17 protein-coding genes and 1 other annotated feature (1 of these 18 running past the window's edge) are annotated in these 17,466 nt (G+C 56.0%); of the genes, 8 read left to right on the top strand and 9 right to left on the bottom strand.

Features of this window, described 5'->3' with window-relative positions; all coding sequences use genetic code 11:
• Positions 1–78: a sequence feature (Thr leader region), on the bottom strand (it extends 41 nt beyond the left edge of the window).
• On the bottom strand, positions 17–85 hold the full coding sequence (gene thrL, locus H0S68_RS03010) for a thr operon leader peptide (RefSeq protein ID WP_071998276.1): 69 nt from the start codon (positions 83–85) through the stop codon (positions 17–19). (Overlaps the previous feature by 62 nt.)
• A gap of 212 nt (positions 86–297) precedes the next feature.
• The gene (locus H0S68_RS03005; RefSeq protein ID WP_020825137.1) at positions 298–984 is read right to left on the bottom strand and encodes a tRNA/rRNA methyltransferase; all 687 of its coding nucleotides are present in this window, start codon (positions 982–984) and stop codon (positions 298–300) included.
• A gap of 633 nt (positions 985–1,617) precedes the next feature.
• On the opposite strand from H0S68_RS03005, the gene arcA reads away from it, so the two are divergent.
• Complete coding sequence (gene arcA / locus H0S68_RS03000; RefSeq protein WP_004949989.1) at positions 1,618–2,334, top strand: two-component system response regulator ArcA; 717 nt, start codon at positions 1,618–1,620, stop codon at positions 2,332–2,334.
• Positions 2,335–2,378: 44 nt separating this feature from the next.
• On the opposite strand, the gene creA is transcribed toward arcA, so the two are convergent.
• Positions 2,379–2,858, bottom strand: a complete 480-nt coding sequence (gene creA, locus H0S68_RS02995) for a protein CreA (RefSeq protein ID WP_020825136.1) — start codon at positions 2,856–2,858, stop codon at positions 2,379–2,381.
• A 342-nt stretch (positions 2,859–3,200) separates the two neighbouring features.
• Between creA and robA the strand changes: the two genes are divergently transcribed.
• The gene (gene robA, locus H0S68_RS02990; protein ID WP_020825135.1) at positions 3,201–4,070 is read left to right on the top strand and encodes an MDR efflux pump AcrAB transcriptional activator RobA; all 870 of its coding nucleotides are present in this window, start codon (positions 3,201–3,203) and stop codon (positions 4,068–4,070) included.
• Here robA and gpmB read toward each other — a convergent pair.
• Positions 4,067–4,714: a 2,3-diphosphoglycerate-dependent phosphoglycerate mutase GpmB gene (gene gpmB / locus H0S68_RS02985; protein ID WP_020825134.1), complete on the bottom strand. Its 648-nt coding sequence runs from the start codon at positions 4,712–4,714 to the stop codon at positions 4,067–4,069. The two genes, robA and gpmB, sit on opposite strands and share 4 nt — an antisense overlap.
• Positions 4,715–4,825: 111 nt before the next feature.
• On the opposite strand from gpmB, the gene yjjX reads away from it, so the two are divergent.
• Entirely contained in the window at positions 4,826–5,365 is a 540-nt protein-coding gene (gene yjjX, locus H0S68_RS02980; RefSeq protein ID WP_187962261.1) for an inosine/xanthosine triphosphatase, read from the top strand.
• Positions 5,366–5,386: 21 nt separating this feature from the next.
• Here the strand turns inward: yjjX and trpR are convergent, their stop codons facing one another.
• Together trpR and sltY are read right to left on the bottom strand one after the other, a co-directional pair.
• Positions 5,387–5,716: a trp operon repressor gene (gene trpR, locus H0S68_RS02975; RefSeq protein WP_020825132.1), complete on the bottom strand. Its 330-nt coding sequence runs from the start codon at positions 5,714–5,716 to the stop codon at positions 5,387–5,389.
• Between the two features lie 55 nt (positions 5,717–5,771).
• Positions 5,772–7,700 (bottom strand): murein transglycosylase, encoded by a 1,929-nt coding sequence (gene sltY / locus H0S68_RS02970; RefSeq protein WP_048762900.1) that lies wholly within the window; start codon positions 7,698–7,700, stop codon positions 5,772–5,774.
• A gap of 737 nt (positions 7,701–8,437) precedes the next feature.
• On the opposite strand from sltY, the gene H0S68_RS02965 reads away from it, so the two are divergent.
• The 4 genes from H0S68_RS02965 (at position 8,438) to ettA (ending at position 12,637) form a co-directional block, all read left to right on the top strand.
• Positions 8,438–9,052, top strand: a complete 615-nt coding sequence (locus tag H0S68_RS02965; RefSeq protein ID WP_262034032.1) for a YfiR family protein — start codon at positions 8,438–8,440, stop codon at positions 9,050–9,052.
• A complete protein-coding gene (locus tag H0S68_RS02960; protein WP_048762898.1) occupies positions 9,049–10,296 on the top strand; it encodes a diguanylate cyclase domain-containing protein in 1,248 nt (415 codons plus the stop codon). The genes H0S68_RS02965 and H0S68_RS02960 overlap by 4 nt, the downstream gene beginning before the upstream one ends.
• A gap of 35 nt (positions 10,297–10,331) precedes the next feature.
• On the top strand, positions 10,332–10,829 hold the full coding sequence (locus tag H0S68_RS02955) for an OmpA family protein (RefSeq protein ID WP_020825128.1): 498 nt from the start codon (positions 10,332–10,334) through the stop codon (positions 10,827–10,829).
• Between the two features lie 140 nt (positions 10,830–10,969).
• Positions 10,970–12,637, top strand: a complete 1,668-nt coding sequence (gene ettA / locus H0S68_RS02950; RefSeq protein WP_041414175.1) for an energy-dependent translational throttle protein EttA — start codon at positions 10,970–10,972, stop codon at positions 12,635–12,637.
• A gap of 30 nt (positions 12,638–12,667) precedes the next feature.
• Here the strand turns inward: ettA and H0S68_RS02945 are convergent, their stop codons facing one another.
• Positions 12,668–13,579: a LysR family transcriptional regulator gene (locus H0S68_RS02945; RefSeq protein WP_201895759.1), complete on the bottom strand. Its 912-nt coding sequence runs from the start codon at positions 13,577–13,579 to the stop codon at positions 12,668–12,670.
• Positions 13,580–13,677: 98 nt separating this feature from the next.
• Between H0S68_RS02945 and H0S68_RS02940 the strand changes: the two genes are divergently transcribed.
• A complete protein-coding gene (locus tag H0S68_RS02940; protein WP_201895760.1) occupies positions 13,678–14,679 on the top strand; it encodes a zinc-binding alcohol dehydrogenase family protein in 1,002 nt (333 codons plus the stop codon).
• Between the two features lie 33 nt (positions 14,680–14,712).
• On the opposite strand, the gene nadR is transcribed toward H0S68_RS02940, so the two are convergent.
• Both nadR and radA read right to left on the bottom strand, forming a co-directional pair.
• Entirely contained in the window at positions 14,713–15,969 is a 1,257-nt protein-coding gene (gene nadR / locus H0S68_RS02935; RefSeq protein ID WP_020825124.1) for a multifunctional transcriptional regulator/nicotinamide-nucleotide adenylyltransferase/ribosylnicotinamide kinase NadR, read from the bottom strand.
• Between the two features lie 56 nt (positions 15,970–16,025).
• Positions 16,026–17,411, bottom strand: a complete 1,386-nt coding sequence (radA, locus tag H0S68_RS02930) for a DNA repair protein RadA (RefSeq protein ID WP_020825123.1) — start codon at positions 17,409–17,411, stop codon at positions 16,026–16,028.
• Between the last annotated feature and the right edge of the window lie 55 nt (positions 17,412–17,466).

Below are 17,466 nucleotides of genomic sequence, written 5' to 3'. Positions count from 1 at the left end.
TTGTTTCCTGTACGCGTCAGCCCGCCCCGTTACCTGTGGTATCGGTGGTGGTAATAATTGTTGTGTTCAGGCTGATGTTTCGCATTTTGTCTGTCTGTCTCATTAAATACTCTGTCCCCTCTATTGGTTAAAGCAATCGCTATCCCAAGTCAAATTATTTCTTGTTTTTGCTTATTTATCGTCCAGCAGGCTAACCGGGCGATGCGAGAGATGAAAAGCCAGATGACAGAACAAAAAGACAGGCAGGCGGCAAATTTGCAGTGGATCACACTGCAAAATTAGCCATGTTTACGGGTATCACTTTGTCAGTTTTTTTTCGATATCGTGCAACAAAGTATGCAGCATCGCCGTGTCCCGCTGTTGCAGAACACCAAGGCGTTGATGCAGCCAGTCGCGCAATTTTTGATCGTCACTGACCTCCAGCGCCGCCAATAATCCCTCGGCACGCTGACGTAATGCCTTGAGTTGACCCTCGTTGGCTACCGGCTCTTGTGGCGCACTGACGTTCATCAGCTCTGACAGTTGATAACAGTACACCATCACCGCCTGACCGAGATTGAGCGAAGGGTAATCCGCCTGCATAGGTACGCCGGTCAGCAAATCCGCCAGTTCCAGCTCCTCATTGGTCAGGCCGGAATCTTCACGGCCAAACACCAACGCCGCCTGGTTAACCCACTGGCTGCGCTCACTCAGTTGGCCTAACAGCTGCTGCGGCGTACAGTAATAATGAAAACGCGCCCGGCTGCGGGCCGTGGTGGCCACGGTGAAATCTACGTCCGCCAGTGCCTGTTCCAGCGTGGCAAAAGTTTGCACGCCGTCGAGGATATCCCCCGCCCCGTGAGCAACCCAACGCGCCGCCGGCTGCAGGTGCGCTTCGCTGTCGACAATGCGCAACGAAGTAAAGCCCATGGTTTTCATTGCCCGCGCCGCAGCGCCGACGTTTTCCGGCCGCGCCGGAGCCACTAAAACAATATGCAGCTGCATCAATACTCCACTGAATAAGGGATCGCAGGTTTTTGACTGTTCAGGATACTCTGATTATATTTACAAGTGTGCAACAATAATCCCGCGCACCGCGATAGACAGGGGTAAATGCGCTATTGGCCTTATAAATGGCACGGAATACATATTATTACTTCTTATGATTTACTACTCTTATTAATCAAGGTGTTAATATAACTGCTTTATCAATAAGCCGTTAATTCTACCTCATTAGGCACAACAATGCTGAATCGTACACAGAATTTATGGTTCTGTGACTTAAGCTGGCATTTCTGTAAGTGTTTTTCACAAAACTGTTAACGTGCTACAATTGAATTTGATATATGTCAACAAAGCTTAGTTTTGTTGGGTGATGAATTCGGTACGCACTGTTATATTGCTGTTAATAGGGTTAGGATATGCGCCGTTTTGGCACCTTTGGGGATGTAAGGAATAGCACCCCCACCAAGCTAGCGATCTTGTTGACATGAGATGGAAAGTGCATCAAGAACGAGTTTACGTACTGTAGTCATTTGGTAAGAGGGAACGTGAGCGCTAATCTCTGCCCTCCGCTAAGAAAACAAAGACTTCTGTACTTCCTATTTTCTATTTTGTTGGCAATTTTAGGTAGCAAATATGCAGACCCCGCACATTCTGATTGTCGAAGACGAGTTAGTCACTCGTAACACCCTGAAGAGCATTTTCGAGGCGGAAGGCTACGTTGTTCATGAAGCCAATGATGGTGCAGAGATGCACAACATCCTGTCTGAAAATGATATCAATCTGGTTATCATGGACATCAATCTGCCAGGCAAAAATGGCCTGCTGCTGGCGCGTGAACTGCGCGAACAGGCCAGCGTTGCGCTGATGTTCCTGACCGGCCGTGATAACGAAGTTGATAAGATCCTCGGATTGGAAATCGGCGCTGATGACTATATCACCAAGCCATTTAATCCACGTGAACTGACCATTCGCGCACGCAACCTGCTGTCCCGCACCATGAACCTGGGCAGCGTCGGCGAAGAACGCCGTCTGGTTGAAAGCTATAAGTTCAACGGTTGGGAGCTGGACATCAACAGCCGCTCACTGATCAGCCCAGCGGGCGAGCAATACAAATTGCCGCGCAGTGAATTCCGCGCCATGCTGCACTTCTGCGAAAACCCGGGCAAGATCCAATCCCGTGGCGAACTGCTGAAGAAGATGACCGGTCGCGAACTGAAACCGCATGACCGCACCGTGGACGTGACCATTCGTCGCATCCGCAAGCACTTCGAATCCACGCCGGACACGCCTGAAATCATCGCTACCATTCACGGTGAAGGCTACCGTTTCTGCGGCGATCTGGAAGAGTAAGTCTCGCGTTAAAATAGTTGGGGTTCAGTTGAACCCCAAGTCTCTTATTTTGCCTCACCCCAAGGGATGATCGGCACCGCGCTCAACGCGTTCTTCGGTGAACCATCCACCACACGGTCTGAATAGCTAAGATAAATCAACGCATTACGAGCTGAATCGTAGAAGCGTACCACCTGCAGCTTCTTGAACACCAGCGACGTTCGTTTCTGGAACACCACCGTCCCTTCCGCCTTGCCGTTTTTGATTTTATCGTTCAGCGCAATCGGCCCGACCTGCTGGCAAGAAATGGCCGCATCCGCAGTATCCTCCGCCAATCCCAGCCCGCCTTTAATGCCACCGGTTTTGGCTCGGCTGATATAACAAGTTACATTTTTAACATCAGGATCGTCGAATGCTTCCACCACGATTTTGTGGTCCGGACCGAAGAGTTTGAATACCGTATCCACCGACCCAACCTGTTCTGCCTGCGCGCTGTTTACCGTTGCGCAAACTAAACCAAACAAAAATATCCATCCTTTTTTCATTCACTTAACTCCAATAACCTGGGCGCTGAAAATAGCCGCAGGCAATTAATATTGTTTATGTTTCAGGTCACAGAATAGGGGTTTTTCCGGTCTGCACCGGTCTTTTTAGCACAGAGCGTGAAAAAAATCTTTGAGAGTCTCGGAGGAAAAAAATTGCTATTATGCGGCGTCGTTATTTCTTTGCGCCCTTTAAGGTGTGCCCCTGTCCAACTCCCGCACAACCTGCTGCGAGAGGCAAAGAGTGCTACGCAAAATGGCTCATGGATTGGTCTGATAGCGCAAGCACCAGCGTGACGAATAAACAGTTCGGGTCCCGACCCTAAAGCTCTACGAGGAAGATCTATGGATCAAGCCGGTATCATTCGTGATCTGCTTAGCTGGCTGGAAAGCCATTTGGACCAACCCTTGTCGCTGGACAACGTGGCGGCAAAAGCGGGTTACTCAAAATGGCATCTACAACGGATGTTCAAAGATATTACCGGTAACGCCATCGGCGCTTATATCCGGGCAAGGAGATTATCCAAGGCTGCGGTGGCGCTGCGTTTAACCAGCCGCCCTATTCTGGATATCGCCTTACAGTATCGCTTCGACTCGCAGCAGACATTCACGCGCGCATTTAAAAAACAGTTTGCGCAAACGCCGGCATTGTATCGCCGCGCCGAAGACTGGAGCGCATTCGGCATCTGTCCGCCAATCCGCCTGGGCGCCTTTACCCTGCCGCAGCCAGAGTTTGTCACACTACCGGAACTGCACCTGATTGGCCTGACGCAAAGCTATTCGTGCACGCTGGAGCAAATTTCAAACTTCCGTACCGAGCTGCGTTCACAGTTTTGGCGCCAATACCTGGGCGAAGCGGAGACGCTGCCGCCGGTGCTGTATGGTCTTCATCATTCGCGTCCAAGCCAGGAAAAGGACGACGAGCAGGAAGTGCTGTACACCACGGCGCTGGAACCGCATCACGTTCCGAAGGAAATTCAGGCTGGGCAGCCGCTGACGCTGCAGGGTGGCGAGTATGCGATGTTCAGTTATGAAGGCCCAGCCTCTGGCCTGCAGGACTTTATTCTGACGCTGTACGGCACTTGTCTGCCGGCACTCAAACTCACGCGCCGCAAAGGGCACGACATTGAGCGCTTTTATCCCAAGGGTGACCGTCGGCCACCCCAACCGCCGACCGAGATCAACTGCGACTATTTGATCCCGATCCGCCGTTAACGTTGCAGTTCGTCGAGTGCGGGCATGTCCAGATGCGTGATATCGCCCGCCGTTTCGACAATCCAGCCGGAAGCCAGCCAAGGGCTCTGCTGATAGTCGACACGTGACAGCGAACAGTTGCGCAAACGCAGGCGACGTTCGGCATAGGCAGGTAACCCGAGTACGGTGCTGATCAAACAACCCAACGCGATACCGTGGCTCACGATCAGCGGTTTGCTCCCCTCCGGCAGCATCAGGCAGCTTTCCAGCGCCTCGCGCATCCGCCCACCCAGCTCGCTCATGGATTCACCTTGAGGGATACGGCCGTCAGCAGTACCATCGACCATCTGCTTGCGCCACTGCTCTTCCTGCGGCGTCAGGCTGTCGATCAGGCGTTCTTCCAGAACCCCCATGTGCAATTCGCGCAAACGTGGATCGTTTATCACCTCGCAACCGCAGGCTTCTGCGATGATTTGCGCGGTGCGTCGGGTACGCCCCAAATCGCTGGTAATCACGTGCGTGATGCCGAGCTTGCTGACGCGTTGGGCAACCAGATGAGCCTGATGTTCGCCGTGGGCGGTTAACGGGCTGTCGGACTGACCCTGGATACGGCGAGCCGCATTCCATTCCGTTTCGCCGTGGCGAACGAGGTATACCTGTAACATTTTGCTTTTCCGTTATACTGCGTGAAACCTGAGTTTATCTTCGTCACAGGCCGCTTGCGCAAGCGTCTGACGTATTGAATAGGCTCTTAGCTTAAGGATGCTAAACCCGTTATGTATCATGTTGTCGCTGCAACTACCAACCCGGCAAAGATTAAGGCTATTCAGTTGGCCTTTGAGGACACCTTTGGCGTAGACCAATGCCGCATTGAATCGGTCGACGTCGCCAGCGGTGTCTCACTGCAACCCATCGGCAATCTCGAAACCCGTACCGGTGCACGCCAGCGCGTCATGGAAGCACGCCAGGTACGCCCGGAGGCCGACTTTTGGGTCGGCGTGGAAGCGGGTATCGAAGAGAATATGACCTTCGCCTGGATGACGGTGGAAAACCCGTATACCCGGGGCGAATCGCGTTCAGCCAGTCTGATGCTGCCGGAGACGATTTTACAGGGAATTCGCGCCGGCCGCGAATTGGGGACGGAAATGGCGGCCATCACCGGCAATGCCGAAGTGAAGCGCCAGGGCGGCGCTATCGGTATCTTCACCGATGGGCGGTTGAGCCGCACCAGCGTTTACCATCAGGCTCTGCTGTTGGCGCTGGTGCCCTTCCACAACCCGATCTACCAAAACCATAACAACGCGCCGCAAAAATAAGCGCATGCGGGCGTGGCGCGACTAAGGTGCCTCGCCCAGCAATTGCTGCTCCAGCCACTGCTTCAACGCCGGCGTCGCCGCCTTCAGGCTGTTCGAACCGCGAGTGATGGTGGCAATACCGGCCCCCAGCTCGTTCTTCAGCTCACGCTGGCTCATCTCACCGCGCATCAGTTCCTGAATAATCCGCACCCGCGTCCCCAAAGCCGTTCTTTCGTCCGGCGTCAGCAGCAGTTGCAGCAGGGGTTGATGCAGATCCTGGGCGAACGAATTCTGCAGCAGCGCGACAAAGCGCAGCCAATCCTCATTGCCTTGTTCTGAAAGAGCCGGGTCGTTAAGCGATAATTGCGTCATGGCAAGCCACCATACTATTTAACTAGTACAGCAGCATACCATAGCGCCGCAAAAATCAATAACGCCTCTGCCACTCGGCATCGGTCAGCACCTTGGCCGGACGATGCATGAGGTAGCGATAAAATGCGTCATAGGCCAGTACGTTCTTCACATAAGAACGGGTTTCCGAGAACGGGATGCTTTCGACGAACGCCACCGCATCTACCCGCCCTTCGCTGTTGCCCAACCAGGTATTTACCCGCGATGGACCGGCGTTGTAGGCCGCCGATGACAGAATACGGTTACGGCCGAACTGCTGGTACACATACTCCAGGTAGCTGGTACCGATGGTAATGTTAACCCGGGGATCAAGCAGCTGGCTTGGGCTTGAGTAGCCGGGAATATTATACATCTGCACCGTATGCTGCGCGGTACGCGGCATCACCTGCATCAGGCCGCTGGCCCCTACCGGTGACTGGGCTTTCGGGTTCCAGGCGCTCTCCTGACGGGCTATCGCCATGGCGTAGCTCGGCGTGATCCCCTTGTCATCGGTCGCGGCCCGGAACTCTTGCGGCCAGGCTACCGGGAAGCGCTCTTCAAGGTGATCCCACAGTTTGCCAACGATGGTTGCCTGCACGCTGAGATCGGCCCATTTTTGCTCGAACGCATAACGCGCCAGCGCTTCCTGTTCCGGACGACTGCGGCTGGACACAAACGAGGTCCACTCGCTGCGCGCCAGATTATCCATATTCCAGTACATCAGTTCGCGTACCCGGGCAATCTCCGGTCCGTCCACCAGCGAAGCGCGAGGTTTCGCCGCCACGGCCACCATTACCGGGTAAGGCTTATTCAGTTTCTGCGCCGCCACCATTGGATAGAAACCGCGTTCGTTCATCAGGCGACGCAGGATCTCTTCACCCTCACTGCGTTTGCCTTCGTCCAGCAGCAGGCTTGCACGCCAGTAACGCCATTCATCTTTATTGCGTGACTCCGCCGGCAGGCGAGCCAGCCAGGTAGCCACCCCCTGGCGATCGCCATTGCCCAATGCCATACGCACACGACGTTCCAGCAGAGCCGGAGACTGACTGCGCAGGATCACCTTATCGCGCCATTGGGTCTGTTCGAAGGTGGCATCACTGCCCATCAGGCGCCAGGCCACCGCCTCTTCCAACCCCAACTGCTCGCTGTCGCTCATTTTCTGCAGGCGCACCAGCGTCGGGATCATCGCGCGAGCATTTTCTACATCCTGGCGCGCCAGGCGTTCAAAAGCGATGCCGGTCGCGGCACGGGTAAAATCTGTTGGCCCTACGCTACGGGCAAAGGATTCTACCGTGGCCGGATCGTTTTGCAGACGCACCAACGCATCGCCCATGGTTTGGTAATCTGACGGCAACTGACGGTACAAGCTGTTGACCAGGCCGCTGTTGCCCTCTTTCAACGCCAGCTTCATGCGCTCCAGTACCGCCGATGGTGTCTGTTTGCCGGAGCCCTTCCAGACGCTGAACAGCTTGTCACAGGAGCCCGGTAACGATTTACCGCTCATCCAAACGTCTTCAGCACCGCTCCAGGCCGCCTGTTGATCGCCGGTGGCCCATTTGGCGTAGTAGTAATTGCAACGCGCAGCTATAGGTTTAGGCGCCTGTGGGCTAAAGGCCAACAGAGTCCGCCAGTCTTCACGCCGTGCCAGCTCGTTAACAAAGCGCGGGGCCAATGATTTGGCCGGCGGCAGCGTCGGATGCTGTTTGATAAAATCGTTCACCTCGGAGAACCCGGCCTGACTGAGATCTTGCGTCAGCTCACGGTATTCCAGATAAGGGTATAGCGGGTAATCACGCAGCGTCGGCATCAATTGCGCCACGACGTCCATCTGCTTACTGTCCCACGCCTGTTTAATCTGCAGGTAACGCTGACGCTGGGCGTCCAGCGAGTCCGCCAATGCGGCGCCTGAGAATGCCGTCAGGCACAGGCCCACAGCCAAAAACCGCCACTTGTCTACCTTGACCATACTGACTCTTTCCTCGCTAATGCTGATGGTGTTGCCAGAGCCGATTCCCCCGTTGCCGCGCTACGCCAGCAGCCAACGGACAGTGAAACGGCTCTCCGAGTGTTTCGCGCTCTGTCGTGGGATATCGCTTCATCCGGCACGCCAGAACAAAAGGAGGCGCTGAGTGACTGGCTCAGCCATCTACCATAGACAGCGCGATCGCTTATCCATTCACTACTGTAGATGAAGTTTATCGTCACGAAGGGCTTCAGGTAAAAAAGGTTTACCCTCGCTGACAAATAAAATAAAGCCGGCGCCAAAGACAGCGTATTAATCATTAACCCGAGGTTAACACTGGAAACGAGCAGCTCATTTATTATTAATAAGCGCTGCCGACAATAAGATGAAGTCATCTGAAATAATTAGTCATGCAGGATATATTTCCTGGCCGACGACAACGCCGTTGCGCAAATGCCCCAAACCTCAGGCCGGGCGGGCTAACTTTGCAGAAAACGCCTGGCAAACCCTGACGGACGTTTTTATACTATTAAAAAAAGGTAAGATAATTCTGAGAAAACGGCACATAAAGCGCGCAACCGGGATATCTTATAATACAATCCGCGCCAATAATGGGTAGATAGTGTTCATCAGGCAGTGCGATTGACAGTTTTCAGTAAGGCAATTATCCCTTCGAGCGGGTCAGGCTTCTCATTGTTATGTTGCCGCATCGGTACTGCGGATCTGGGCAGGAATGGCAGATGAAGATGGCAAAAAATGCCGTGTGGCTAGCGACCTGCGCAAAAAATTCTCTTGCGAGTTTCATTTGCGCACGTCTGGACTACGGCCGCCTGTTATCGCTGGTGCTGCTCACCCTGCTGGCCTTCCCGGGTTCAGCCCGCCCCGAAACCGGTGATCCTTATCAAAATCGCATCCATGCCGTCACCACCGTGGTGGTAGGCATTATCAGCTATGCCCGCTGGCCCAGCGAACCCAATCCGATCCGACTGTGTGTGACGGCACCCACCCAGTATGCCGAAGGCCTGTTCGATCCGATCCTGCTTAGTGCTCCGCGGCCCATTAAGGCCGAACGCGTATCCTTTGACAGTCCGCTGCTGAGCACCGGCTGCGATGTTATTTATTTGGGCAATGTTAACGCCGGTCAGAAGCAGAATTTTATACAGCGTATCAGCGGCCACTCCATTCTCAGCATCAGCGAAAACGATGTTGAATGCTCGGCCGGCAGCGCGTTCTGCCTGCAAATCGAAGGGGATACCGCGAGTTTTAAAGCCAATCTCGATGCGCTGGCACGTAGCGGCGTGCGCGTTCACCCCAACGTGTTGCAGTTGGCACGCAAACAGGCGCCCCCGCTATGAAGTGGTTGCGCAAGAACCGTTCGGGTCAGTCACGCCCTACGCTGGGCCGGGTACTGCAAAGAGTACACCTTGGGCTGGCGCTGATTGCCGTGGGTACTGCGGGGATCTTCCTGACCCTGGTGGCGCTGTTTGCACTGCGCGCCTATGCCAACCATAACCTGCATCTGATCGCGCGCTCCATCAGCTATACCGTTGAAGCCGCCGTGGTGTTCGAAGACCGTGCCGCCGCCCGCGAAGCCCTGGTGCTGATCGCCTCTAAAGAGGAAGTGTCGGAAGCCAGGATTCTGAACAACAACGGCAAAGTGCTTGCGACCTGGCACCATCCCAAGGATGGCCCACTGCACGGCATGGAACAAGTCGTGGCGCACTGGGCGTTGCCACAACCGGTGATCCTGCCGATCACTCACGAAGGCAAAGAGGTCGGCAAAGTGTGGTTAAGTGGCCACGGCGGCAGCCTGCTGCGTTTTTTGCTACGCGGTATGGTAGGCATGATCGCCTGTCTGGTGCTCAGTACCCTGTGTGCGCTGGTACTGTCGCGCCGCATGTTGCAGGGGATCGTCCGCTCGCTGGACGATATCGCTAACGTGGCGCATGCGGTACGGCGCGATCGCGCCTTTGGGCTGCGGGTGCCTTCGGCACCGATTGCCGAACTGCATGAGTTGAGCAGCGACTTTAATGGCCTGCTTGACGAACTGGAGGCCTGGCAGGCGCACCTGAAACAGGAGAATGACTCGCTGACCCACCGGGCTACCCACGACAGCCTGACCGGCTTGCCAAACCGCGCTTTCTTCGAAGGCCGACTGAGTCGCGCGCTGGGAGACATCGAGTCACCCGAAAAACTGGCGGTGCTGTTTATCGACGGCGATCGCTTCAAGGAAGTTAACGACAGCTACGGCCACGCCGCCGGCGACGTAGTGCTGACCACCATTGCCGGGCGTATCCGCGCGCAGTTACGCGAGAGCGACCTGGTGGCACGTTTAGGAGGTGATGAGTTCGCCGTACTGTTGGCACCGGTCCACACTACGGAAGATGTACTGCAGATTGCCGATAACATTATCGACTGCATGACCCAACCGGTGATGTTACCGAACGGCGAAGAGGTCATTTCCTCTTTGAGTATCGGTATTGCACTTTACCCTGAACATGCGGTGACGCCTCAGGGGCTCTTGCACGAAGCTGACGATGCGATGTACCAGGCCAAGCATCGTTATAACGGAGGCTGGCGGCTGGCAATACAAAAATAAAGCCCCGGCTATAAAATAAAACTAGGGATTTGATTATGATACAGCAAACACTAAAAAACCGTTTTTCACTGCTGACGATGATGTTTATCGCCCTGCTGGCGCTCGCCGGCTGTCAGAGCAAGCCGCAGGGCCTGACGCCCGAGCAGATTGCCCTGTTGCAGTCGCAAGGGTTCAAACTGACGGATAACGGCTGGGAATTTGGCCTGTCCGACAAGGTGCTGTTCGGCAACAACGTGGGCAAGCTGAACCCGGAAAGCACCGACACGGTACAGAAAATGGGCCGTGCACTGATGAGCGTCGGCATCACCAAATTCCGTCTGGACGGTCACACGGATAATTACGGTGAAGACAGCTATAACGACCAGCTCTCGCTGCGCCGCGCCAATGCGGTGGCCGACCTGCTGGCCAGCGTAGGCATCCCACGCGCTAACATCGAAACTCGCGGCATGGGAAAACGCGACCCGGTCGCCGATAACCGCACCTCCAGCGGCCGGGCGGAAAACCGCCGCGTCGCGATCGTCGTCACTCCTTAAGCGACCAATATGCGCCTTCACGGGCGCATAACCGGTTATACTTAGCGATCGCTGAGTGATGTCTGGGATCCGCTTTCGAAACGGGCTACACTCCGCAGCCAGACATCCTATAAAAACTGATATAGAGAGGCTAGAGCACCGTGGCTCAATACGTCTATACCATGCACCGCGTCGGCAAAGTGGTTCCGCCGAAGCGTCATATTCTGAAAAACATCTCACTGAGCTTCTTCCCTGGCGCCAAAATCGGCGTGCTGGGTCTGAACGGCTCGGGTAAATCCACTCTGTTGCGCATCATGGCCGGCATCGACACCGATATCGAAGGTGAAGCTCGCCCGCAGCAAGGGATCAAAATCGGCTACCTGCCTCAGGAGCCGCAGCTGAATCTGGAGCACACCGTCCGCGAGTCGGTCGAAGAAGCGCTGGCGGAAGTGGTCGGTGCCCTGAAACGTCTTGATGAAGTGTACGCGCTGTACGCTGAAGAAGGCGCGGACTTCGACAAGCTGGCCGCTGAACAGGGCCGTCTGGAAGAAATCATTCAGGCCCATGATGGCCACAACCTGAATACCCAGCTTGAGCGCGCCGCCGATGCGTTGCGCCTGCCGGAATGGGACGCAAAAATCGCCAACCTGTCCGGTGGTGAACGTCGCCGTGTCGCGCTGTGCCGCCTGCTACTGGAAAAACCGGACATGCTGCTGCTGGACGAACCGACCAACCACCTGGATGCAGAATCCGTGGCCTGGCTGGAACGCTTCCTGCACGACTTCGAAGGGACCGTTGTGGCGATCACCCACGACCGTTACTTCCTCGACAACGTGGCCGGCTGGATCCTCGAGCTGGACCGTGGCGAAGGCATCCCGTGGGAAGGCAACTACTCTTCCTGGCTGGAGCAGAAAGACGCACGTCTGGCGCAGGAAGCCTCTTCCGAAGCCGCACGCCGCAAATCCATCGAGAAAGAGCTGGAGTGGGTGCGTCAGGGCGCTAAAGGCCGTCAGTCCAAAGGCAAGGCACGTTTGGCCCGCTTTGAAGAGCTGAACAGCACCGAATACCAAAAGCGTAACGAAACCAACGAACTCTTTATTCCACCTGGCGCACGCCTGGGCGATAAAGTGGTTGAAGTCAGCAACCTGCGCAAGTCCTACGGCGACCGCGTGCTGATTGACGATCTCTCCTTCGCCGTGCCGAAGGGCGCGATTGTCGGCATTATCGGCCCGAACGGCGCCGGTAAATCCACGCTGTTCCGCATGATGTCCGGTCAGGAACAGCCTGATTCCGGCAGCATCGTGCTGGGTGACACCGTCAAGCTGGCGTCGGTCGATCAGTTCCGTGACAGCATGGACAATTCAAAAACCGTTTGGGAAGAAGTCTCCGGCGGCCAGGACATCATGCGTATCGGCAACACCGAAATGCCAAGCCGAGCTTACGTCGGTCGCTTTAACTTCAAAGGCGTCGATCAGGGCAAGCGCGTGGGCGAACTGTCCGGCGGTGAGCGCGGTCGTCTACACCTGGCCAAGCTGCTGCAGGTTGGCGGCAACGTACTGCTGCTCGACGAACCGACCAACGACCTGGATATCGAAACCCTGCGCGCGCTGGAAAACGCCCTGTTGGAGTTCCCGGGCTGCGCGATGGTTATCTCGCACGACCGTTGGTTCCTCGACCGTATTGCTACCCATATTCTGGATTACCAGGATGAAGGTAACGTCGAGTTCTTCGAAGGTAACTTCACCGAATACGAAGAGTACAAGAAACGTACGCTGGGCGCCGAAGCGCTTGAGCCGCACCGTATCAAGTACAAGAGAATCGCCAAGTAATCCGAAAGGCGCCGCATGCGGCGCCTTTTTTTATTCCCGCGCCAGTTCGCGGGCATAATCGTCAAATACCGGGTGTTGCAACACCACGTCAATAAAACAGGCGAGCGCGGGGGAATTGAGCTTGCGACTGGGATAAACCAGATAGAGTTCATTGCCTTCCGCCTGCCATTCCGGCAACACCTCCACCAGCTGTTTTTGCGCCACTACCTCGCGGCTGAGAAATGCCGGCAACAAAGTAATACCCGCGCCGTAAATCGCACATTCGCGCGCGTACAGCAGATTATCGGTGATATGCAGCGTCTGCAGTTGCCAGCGAAAATACTCATCGCCCCGGCGCAGATTCCATGCGGGCCAGGAACGATGCGCGATGCAGCGGTGCTGCTGCAACTGTTGCGGATGCAAGATCGGCGGGTACTGCGCCAGATATGCCGACGATGCCAGCAAATAGCGCGGCGCATGCCCCAAACGCCGGCCAATCAGCGAGGAGTCCTGCGGTTTGCCGGTGCGTAATGCGGCGTCAAATCCGTCCTGCACCATATCCACCATCGCATCGGATACCGACACCTCCAGTGACACGTCCGGGTATTGGCGCTGAAAATCCGCCGCCAGCCGCGCCAGCAACGTCGCCCCCAGCCCGGCAGGGGTTGAGATGCGCAACCGACCACTCGGGTTGTCACGCAGCCGTTGCAGCGCAAAATCGGCGCGTTCGGCAGCATTCAGCATCTCCTGGCAGTGTTCCAGATAGCGTTCGCCGGCAAAGGTCAGGTTGAGCTGGCGGGTGGTACGGTTCAGCAAGCGCAGGCCCAGCGTCTGTTCCAACTGGCTGATGCGCTGGCTGACGCTGGACTTCGGCAAAGCGGCGCGTTTGGCGGCGGCGGTAAAACTGCCGCACTCGGCCACCAGCGCAAACAGCGCCATATCCTGCAGCTGCTTAAACCTCATTGTTCACCTCATACGAACACTTAGTTAGTTATTGTCCATCTTATCACTCCCTCTCAAGAGGTCTACACTGAGGTTATTCATTCGAAAGGAGCACAGTCATGCCGATTAAAGCCATTGCCGTAGACCCGAAAAACCCCGCCGCCTTCATAGAGATCAGCCCGGAAAAACCCACGCCGGGTCAGTACGATCTGTTGGTGGAAGTGAAAGCGGCGTCGGTCAACCCGGTGGATACCAAGGTCCATGCCGGCCTGCAAAAAAGCGGCCTGCAGCAGCCACGCATTCTCGGTTGGGACGCCAGCGGCGTCGTGGTTGAAGTGGGCAGCAGCGTCAGCGGCTTCAAACCCGGCGATGAGGTTTGGTACGCCGGTGATATCACTCGCCCGGGCAGCAACAGCACCCAACAATTGATCGATTCACGTATTACTGCTCACAAGCCTCGCAGCCTGAACTGGGCCGAGTCTGCCGCCATGCCGCTGACTGCACTGACTGCCTGGGAAGCACTGTTCGAACATCTGAAAATTCAGGATGCGGCACCGGGGAAAACTCTGTTGATCATCGGCGGCGCCGGTGGTGTTGGTTCGCTGGCGATCCCGTTTGCGGCACAGCGCAGTCAGGTGAAGGTGATTGCGACCGCCTCTCGTCCCGAGTCGGCGGCCTGGTGTCTGGAACGGGGTGCCGATCTGGTGGTGGACTATCGCGATCTGAAAGCTAACCTGGCGCAACAGGGCATTGAGAACGTGGATTATATTCTGTGCCTGAACGATACCGACGGCCACTGGCAAGCCATCTCCGATCTGATCGCGCCGATGGGCCATATCTGCACCATCGTGGAAAACGCCCAGCCGTTGGACCAGAGCGCACTGAAGCTGAAAAGCGCCGCGCTGCACTGGGAATTGATGTTTACCCGCAGTATGTTCAACACGCCGGATATCGCTCAGCAGGGCGAGATCCTCAAGCAAGTGGCGCAACTGCTGGATGAAGGGAGGCTGAGCACCACCCTGAGCGAAACGATGCACGGGCTAACGGTGCCGACGCTGACCGCCGCGCATCAAAAACTGCTCGACGGACATATGCAGGGAAAACTGGTGATTGTTTACTGATGACCGACGGGGCGCAGCCTGCGCCCCGCAGGCTTAGACTGCAACGCCAACCAGGCGGCTGGCATCGGCCGCCAACAGCTGTTTGACCAGTTCTACACAGCGCAGGAAACGCTCGTCGTAATCGCTGGACTCTACGTGTACGTATTCAATGTTGTTGGCCCGCAGCATCTCTTCCAGCAAATACTGAAATGCCTTGCGATCGTTGGGATTGCCCAGGCTGCGCAACCCATCCGCCACCCATGGGGTGTTGTTCTCCAACAGGATCACCAGATCAAAGCGGTACTCGTCGATCAACGCCTGTACAAAGGGGTGCTCGCGTCCTTCGTACTTTTTGCAGAACGCCTGAGTGGTCACGAAGTCGGTATCGATAAACGCCACTTTATTGGCGTATTTCACCGCAAAATCGACGTACTGCGCCTGGCCCAGGGCGATTTTGTCATAGTCGGAATACTGTAGCGCCATCTCATCCCCGCCAAGGTGCGAGAACACGTAGTCGCGGCCATATTCCCAGGCGCTGGTGGTATTGAAGATGTTCGCCAGCTTATTGACCAGGGTCGATTTCCCGCTCGACTCGCCGCCGAGGATAGCTACGGTGCGTACAAAAAACGGCTTCACTTCGGTCGGGATATAGTCCCAATAGCGGAACGGATCCTGGCGGATTTGACGGCCACTGATGTTCATAAATGAACGTTCGGGATCGATCAGAATGGTTTCAATGCCCAGATGTTCGCGATAGCGCGGGGCATCCTGTGCTTCACTGGAATAGATAAAGCTCGGCACTATGGCCTTTTGCTCCAGAAAAGCTTTCACCCCGTCGCTCCACACGTTCCAGCCGTGCGGATAGGGCTCGATGCCCTGTTCGTCAAACGAGTGAATATGAATGTTTTTCTGATACTTGAAGGTTTGCAGCAGCCAGCGCAGACGATCGCTGACCGTCGGCTGTTGCGACATCGAGCTGTTGTCGAACAGCTCCCGATCGCGCGGTTCATCGTGACACAGGATCACGTGCAACTCATCCACCTGGCTACAGGCTCGCTGGATCAGGTAAATATGACCGGTGTGCAGAGGGTAAAATTTACCAAACACCACGCCGACCTTTTTCTCACGGCGTGGAAACTCAAGCCCGAGGTAACGGTGCAGCGCCTCCAGCTTCTGGGCGCTAGGGCTTTTGATTTTGTCGTTTAACAGCTGGCTAAGATAGCCTTTGGTCATGCCACTGGCATCCGCCACCTGCTGCAGAGTGCAGTTCTTTTGCTTAATCGACGCCTTCAGGTAATCGAATTGCCGCATAGCCCCTCCGTTTAGTATGCTAAACAAAATAGCATAATCTGCGTACCGCGTGGCAATTAATAAAACTGTTCCAACACGTCCAGCGCATCCGCCAGTTTCTTCACGCCAAACACCTGCATATTGGCCGGCGGTTTTTTCGGTACGTTAGCGTGCGGCACGATGGCACGCTTGAAGCCGTGTTTCGCCGCTTCGGAAATCCGTTCCTGACCGCTCGGTACCGGACGGATCTCCCCCGCCAGCCCCACTTCGCCAAACACCACCAAATCATTCGGCAATGGGCGGTCACGCAGGCTGGACACCAGCGACATCAGCAACGCCAAATCGGCGCTGGTTTCACTGACCTTCACCCCACCGACCACGTTAACGAACACGTCCTGATCGGACATCTGCAATCCGCCATGGCGATGCAGCACCGCCAACAGGATCGCCAATCGGTTTTGCTCCAGGCCGACCGCCACTCGCCGCGGGTTAGACATCATGGAATGATCCACCAGCGCCTGAATTTCCACCAACAACGGCCGCGTGCCTTCCCAAACCACCATCACCGAACTGCCGGAGGTGACCTCATCGCCACGGCTGAGGAAGATGGCAGACGGGTTGCTGACCTCACGCAGGCCCTGCTCTGTCATGGCGAACACGCCCAGCTCATTCACCGCACCAAAGCGGTTTTTATGGCTGCGCAGGGTACGAAAACGTGAATCGGCGTCGCCGTCCAGCAGCACCGAACAGTCGATGCAGTGTTCCAATACTTTCGGCCCGGCCAGCGAACCGTCTTTGGTGACGTGACCGACCATGACAATCGCCACGCCGCGCGTCTTGGCGAAACGCGTCAGATAAGCCGCCGTTTCACGTACCTGCGCAACGCTACCCGGCGAAGATTGAATATCCGCCATGTGCATCACCTGAATGGAGTCGATCACCATCAGCTTCGGCTGTTCCTGCTCGGCGATCAGGCAGATCTGTTCGATGCTGGTTTCCGACAGCATATTCAGGCCGCCGGTTGGCAAGCCGAGACGATGGGCGCGCATCGCGACCTGCTGCAGTGATTCCTCACCGGTGACGTACAGGGTTTTCATCTGCTCGGACAGTTTGCACAGCACCTGCAGCAGCAAGGTACTTTTACCTGCGCCGGGGTTACCGCCGATCAGGATCGCACTGCCCGGAACCACCCCGCCGCCCAGCACGCGGTCAAACTCCAGGAAACCGGTGGAAAAACGCGGCAGCTCTTCCAGGCTGATGTCCGACAGCTTTTGTACCTTGCTGATACCGGCATCGCCAGCGTAGCCGCTCAGACGCTCGTTGCGAGAAGAGGAAGACACGGCAGCCAGACGCACTTCTGTAATGCTGTTCCAGGCGTGGCAAGCGCTGCACTGCCCCTGCCAGCGCGGATAATCTGCGCCGCACTCATTACATACAAACGCCCGTTTTGCTGCTTTTGCCACGTATTACCTCTGCTTTATTACCACATTGCCGCTGACGGGCGTCATCGCCGGGTCA

The organism is Serratia sp. AXJ-M (assembly GCF_046531865.1).
GTDB classification, from domain to species: domain Bacteria; phylum Pseudomonadota; class Gammaproteobacteria; order Enterobacterales; family Enterobacteriaceae; genus Serratia; species Serratia liquefaciens.
The sequence above is the reverse complement of the archived record's forward strand: the minus strand, read 5'-3'. Positions and strand labels throughout refer to the sequence as shown.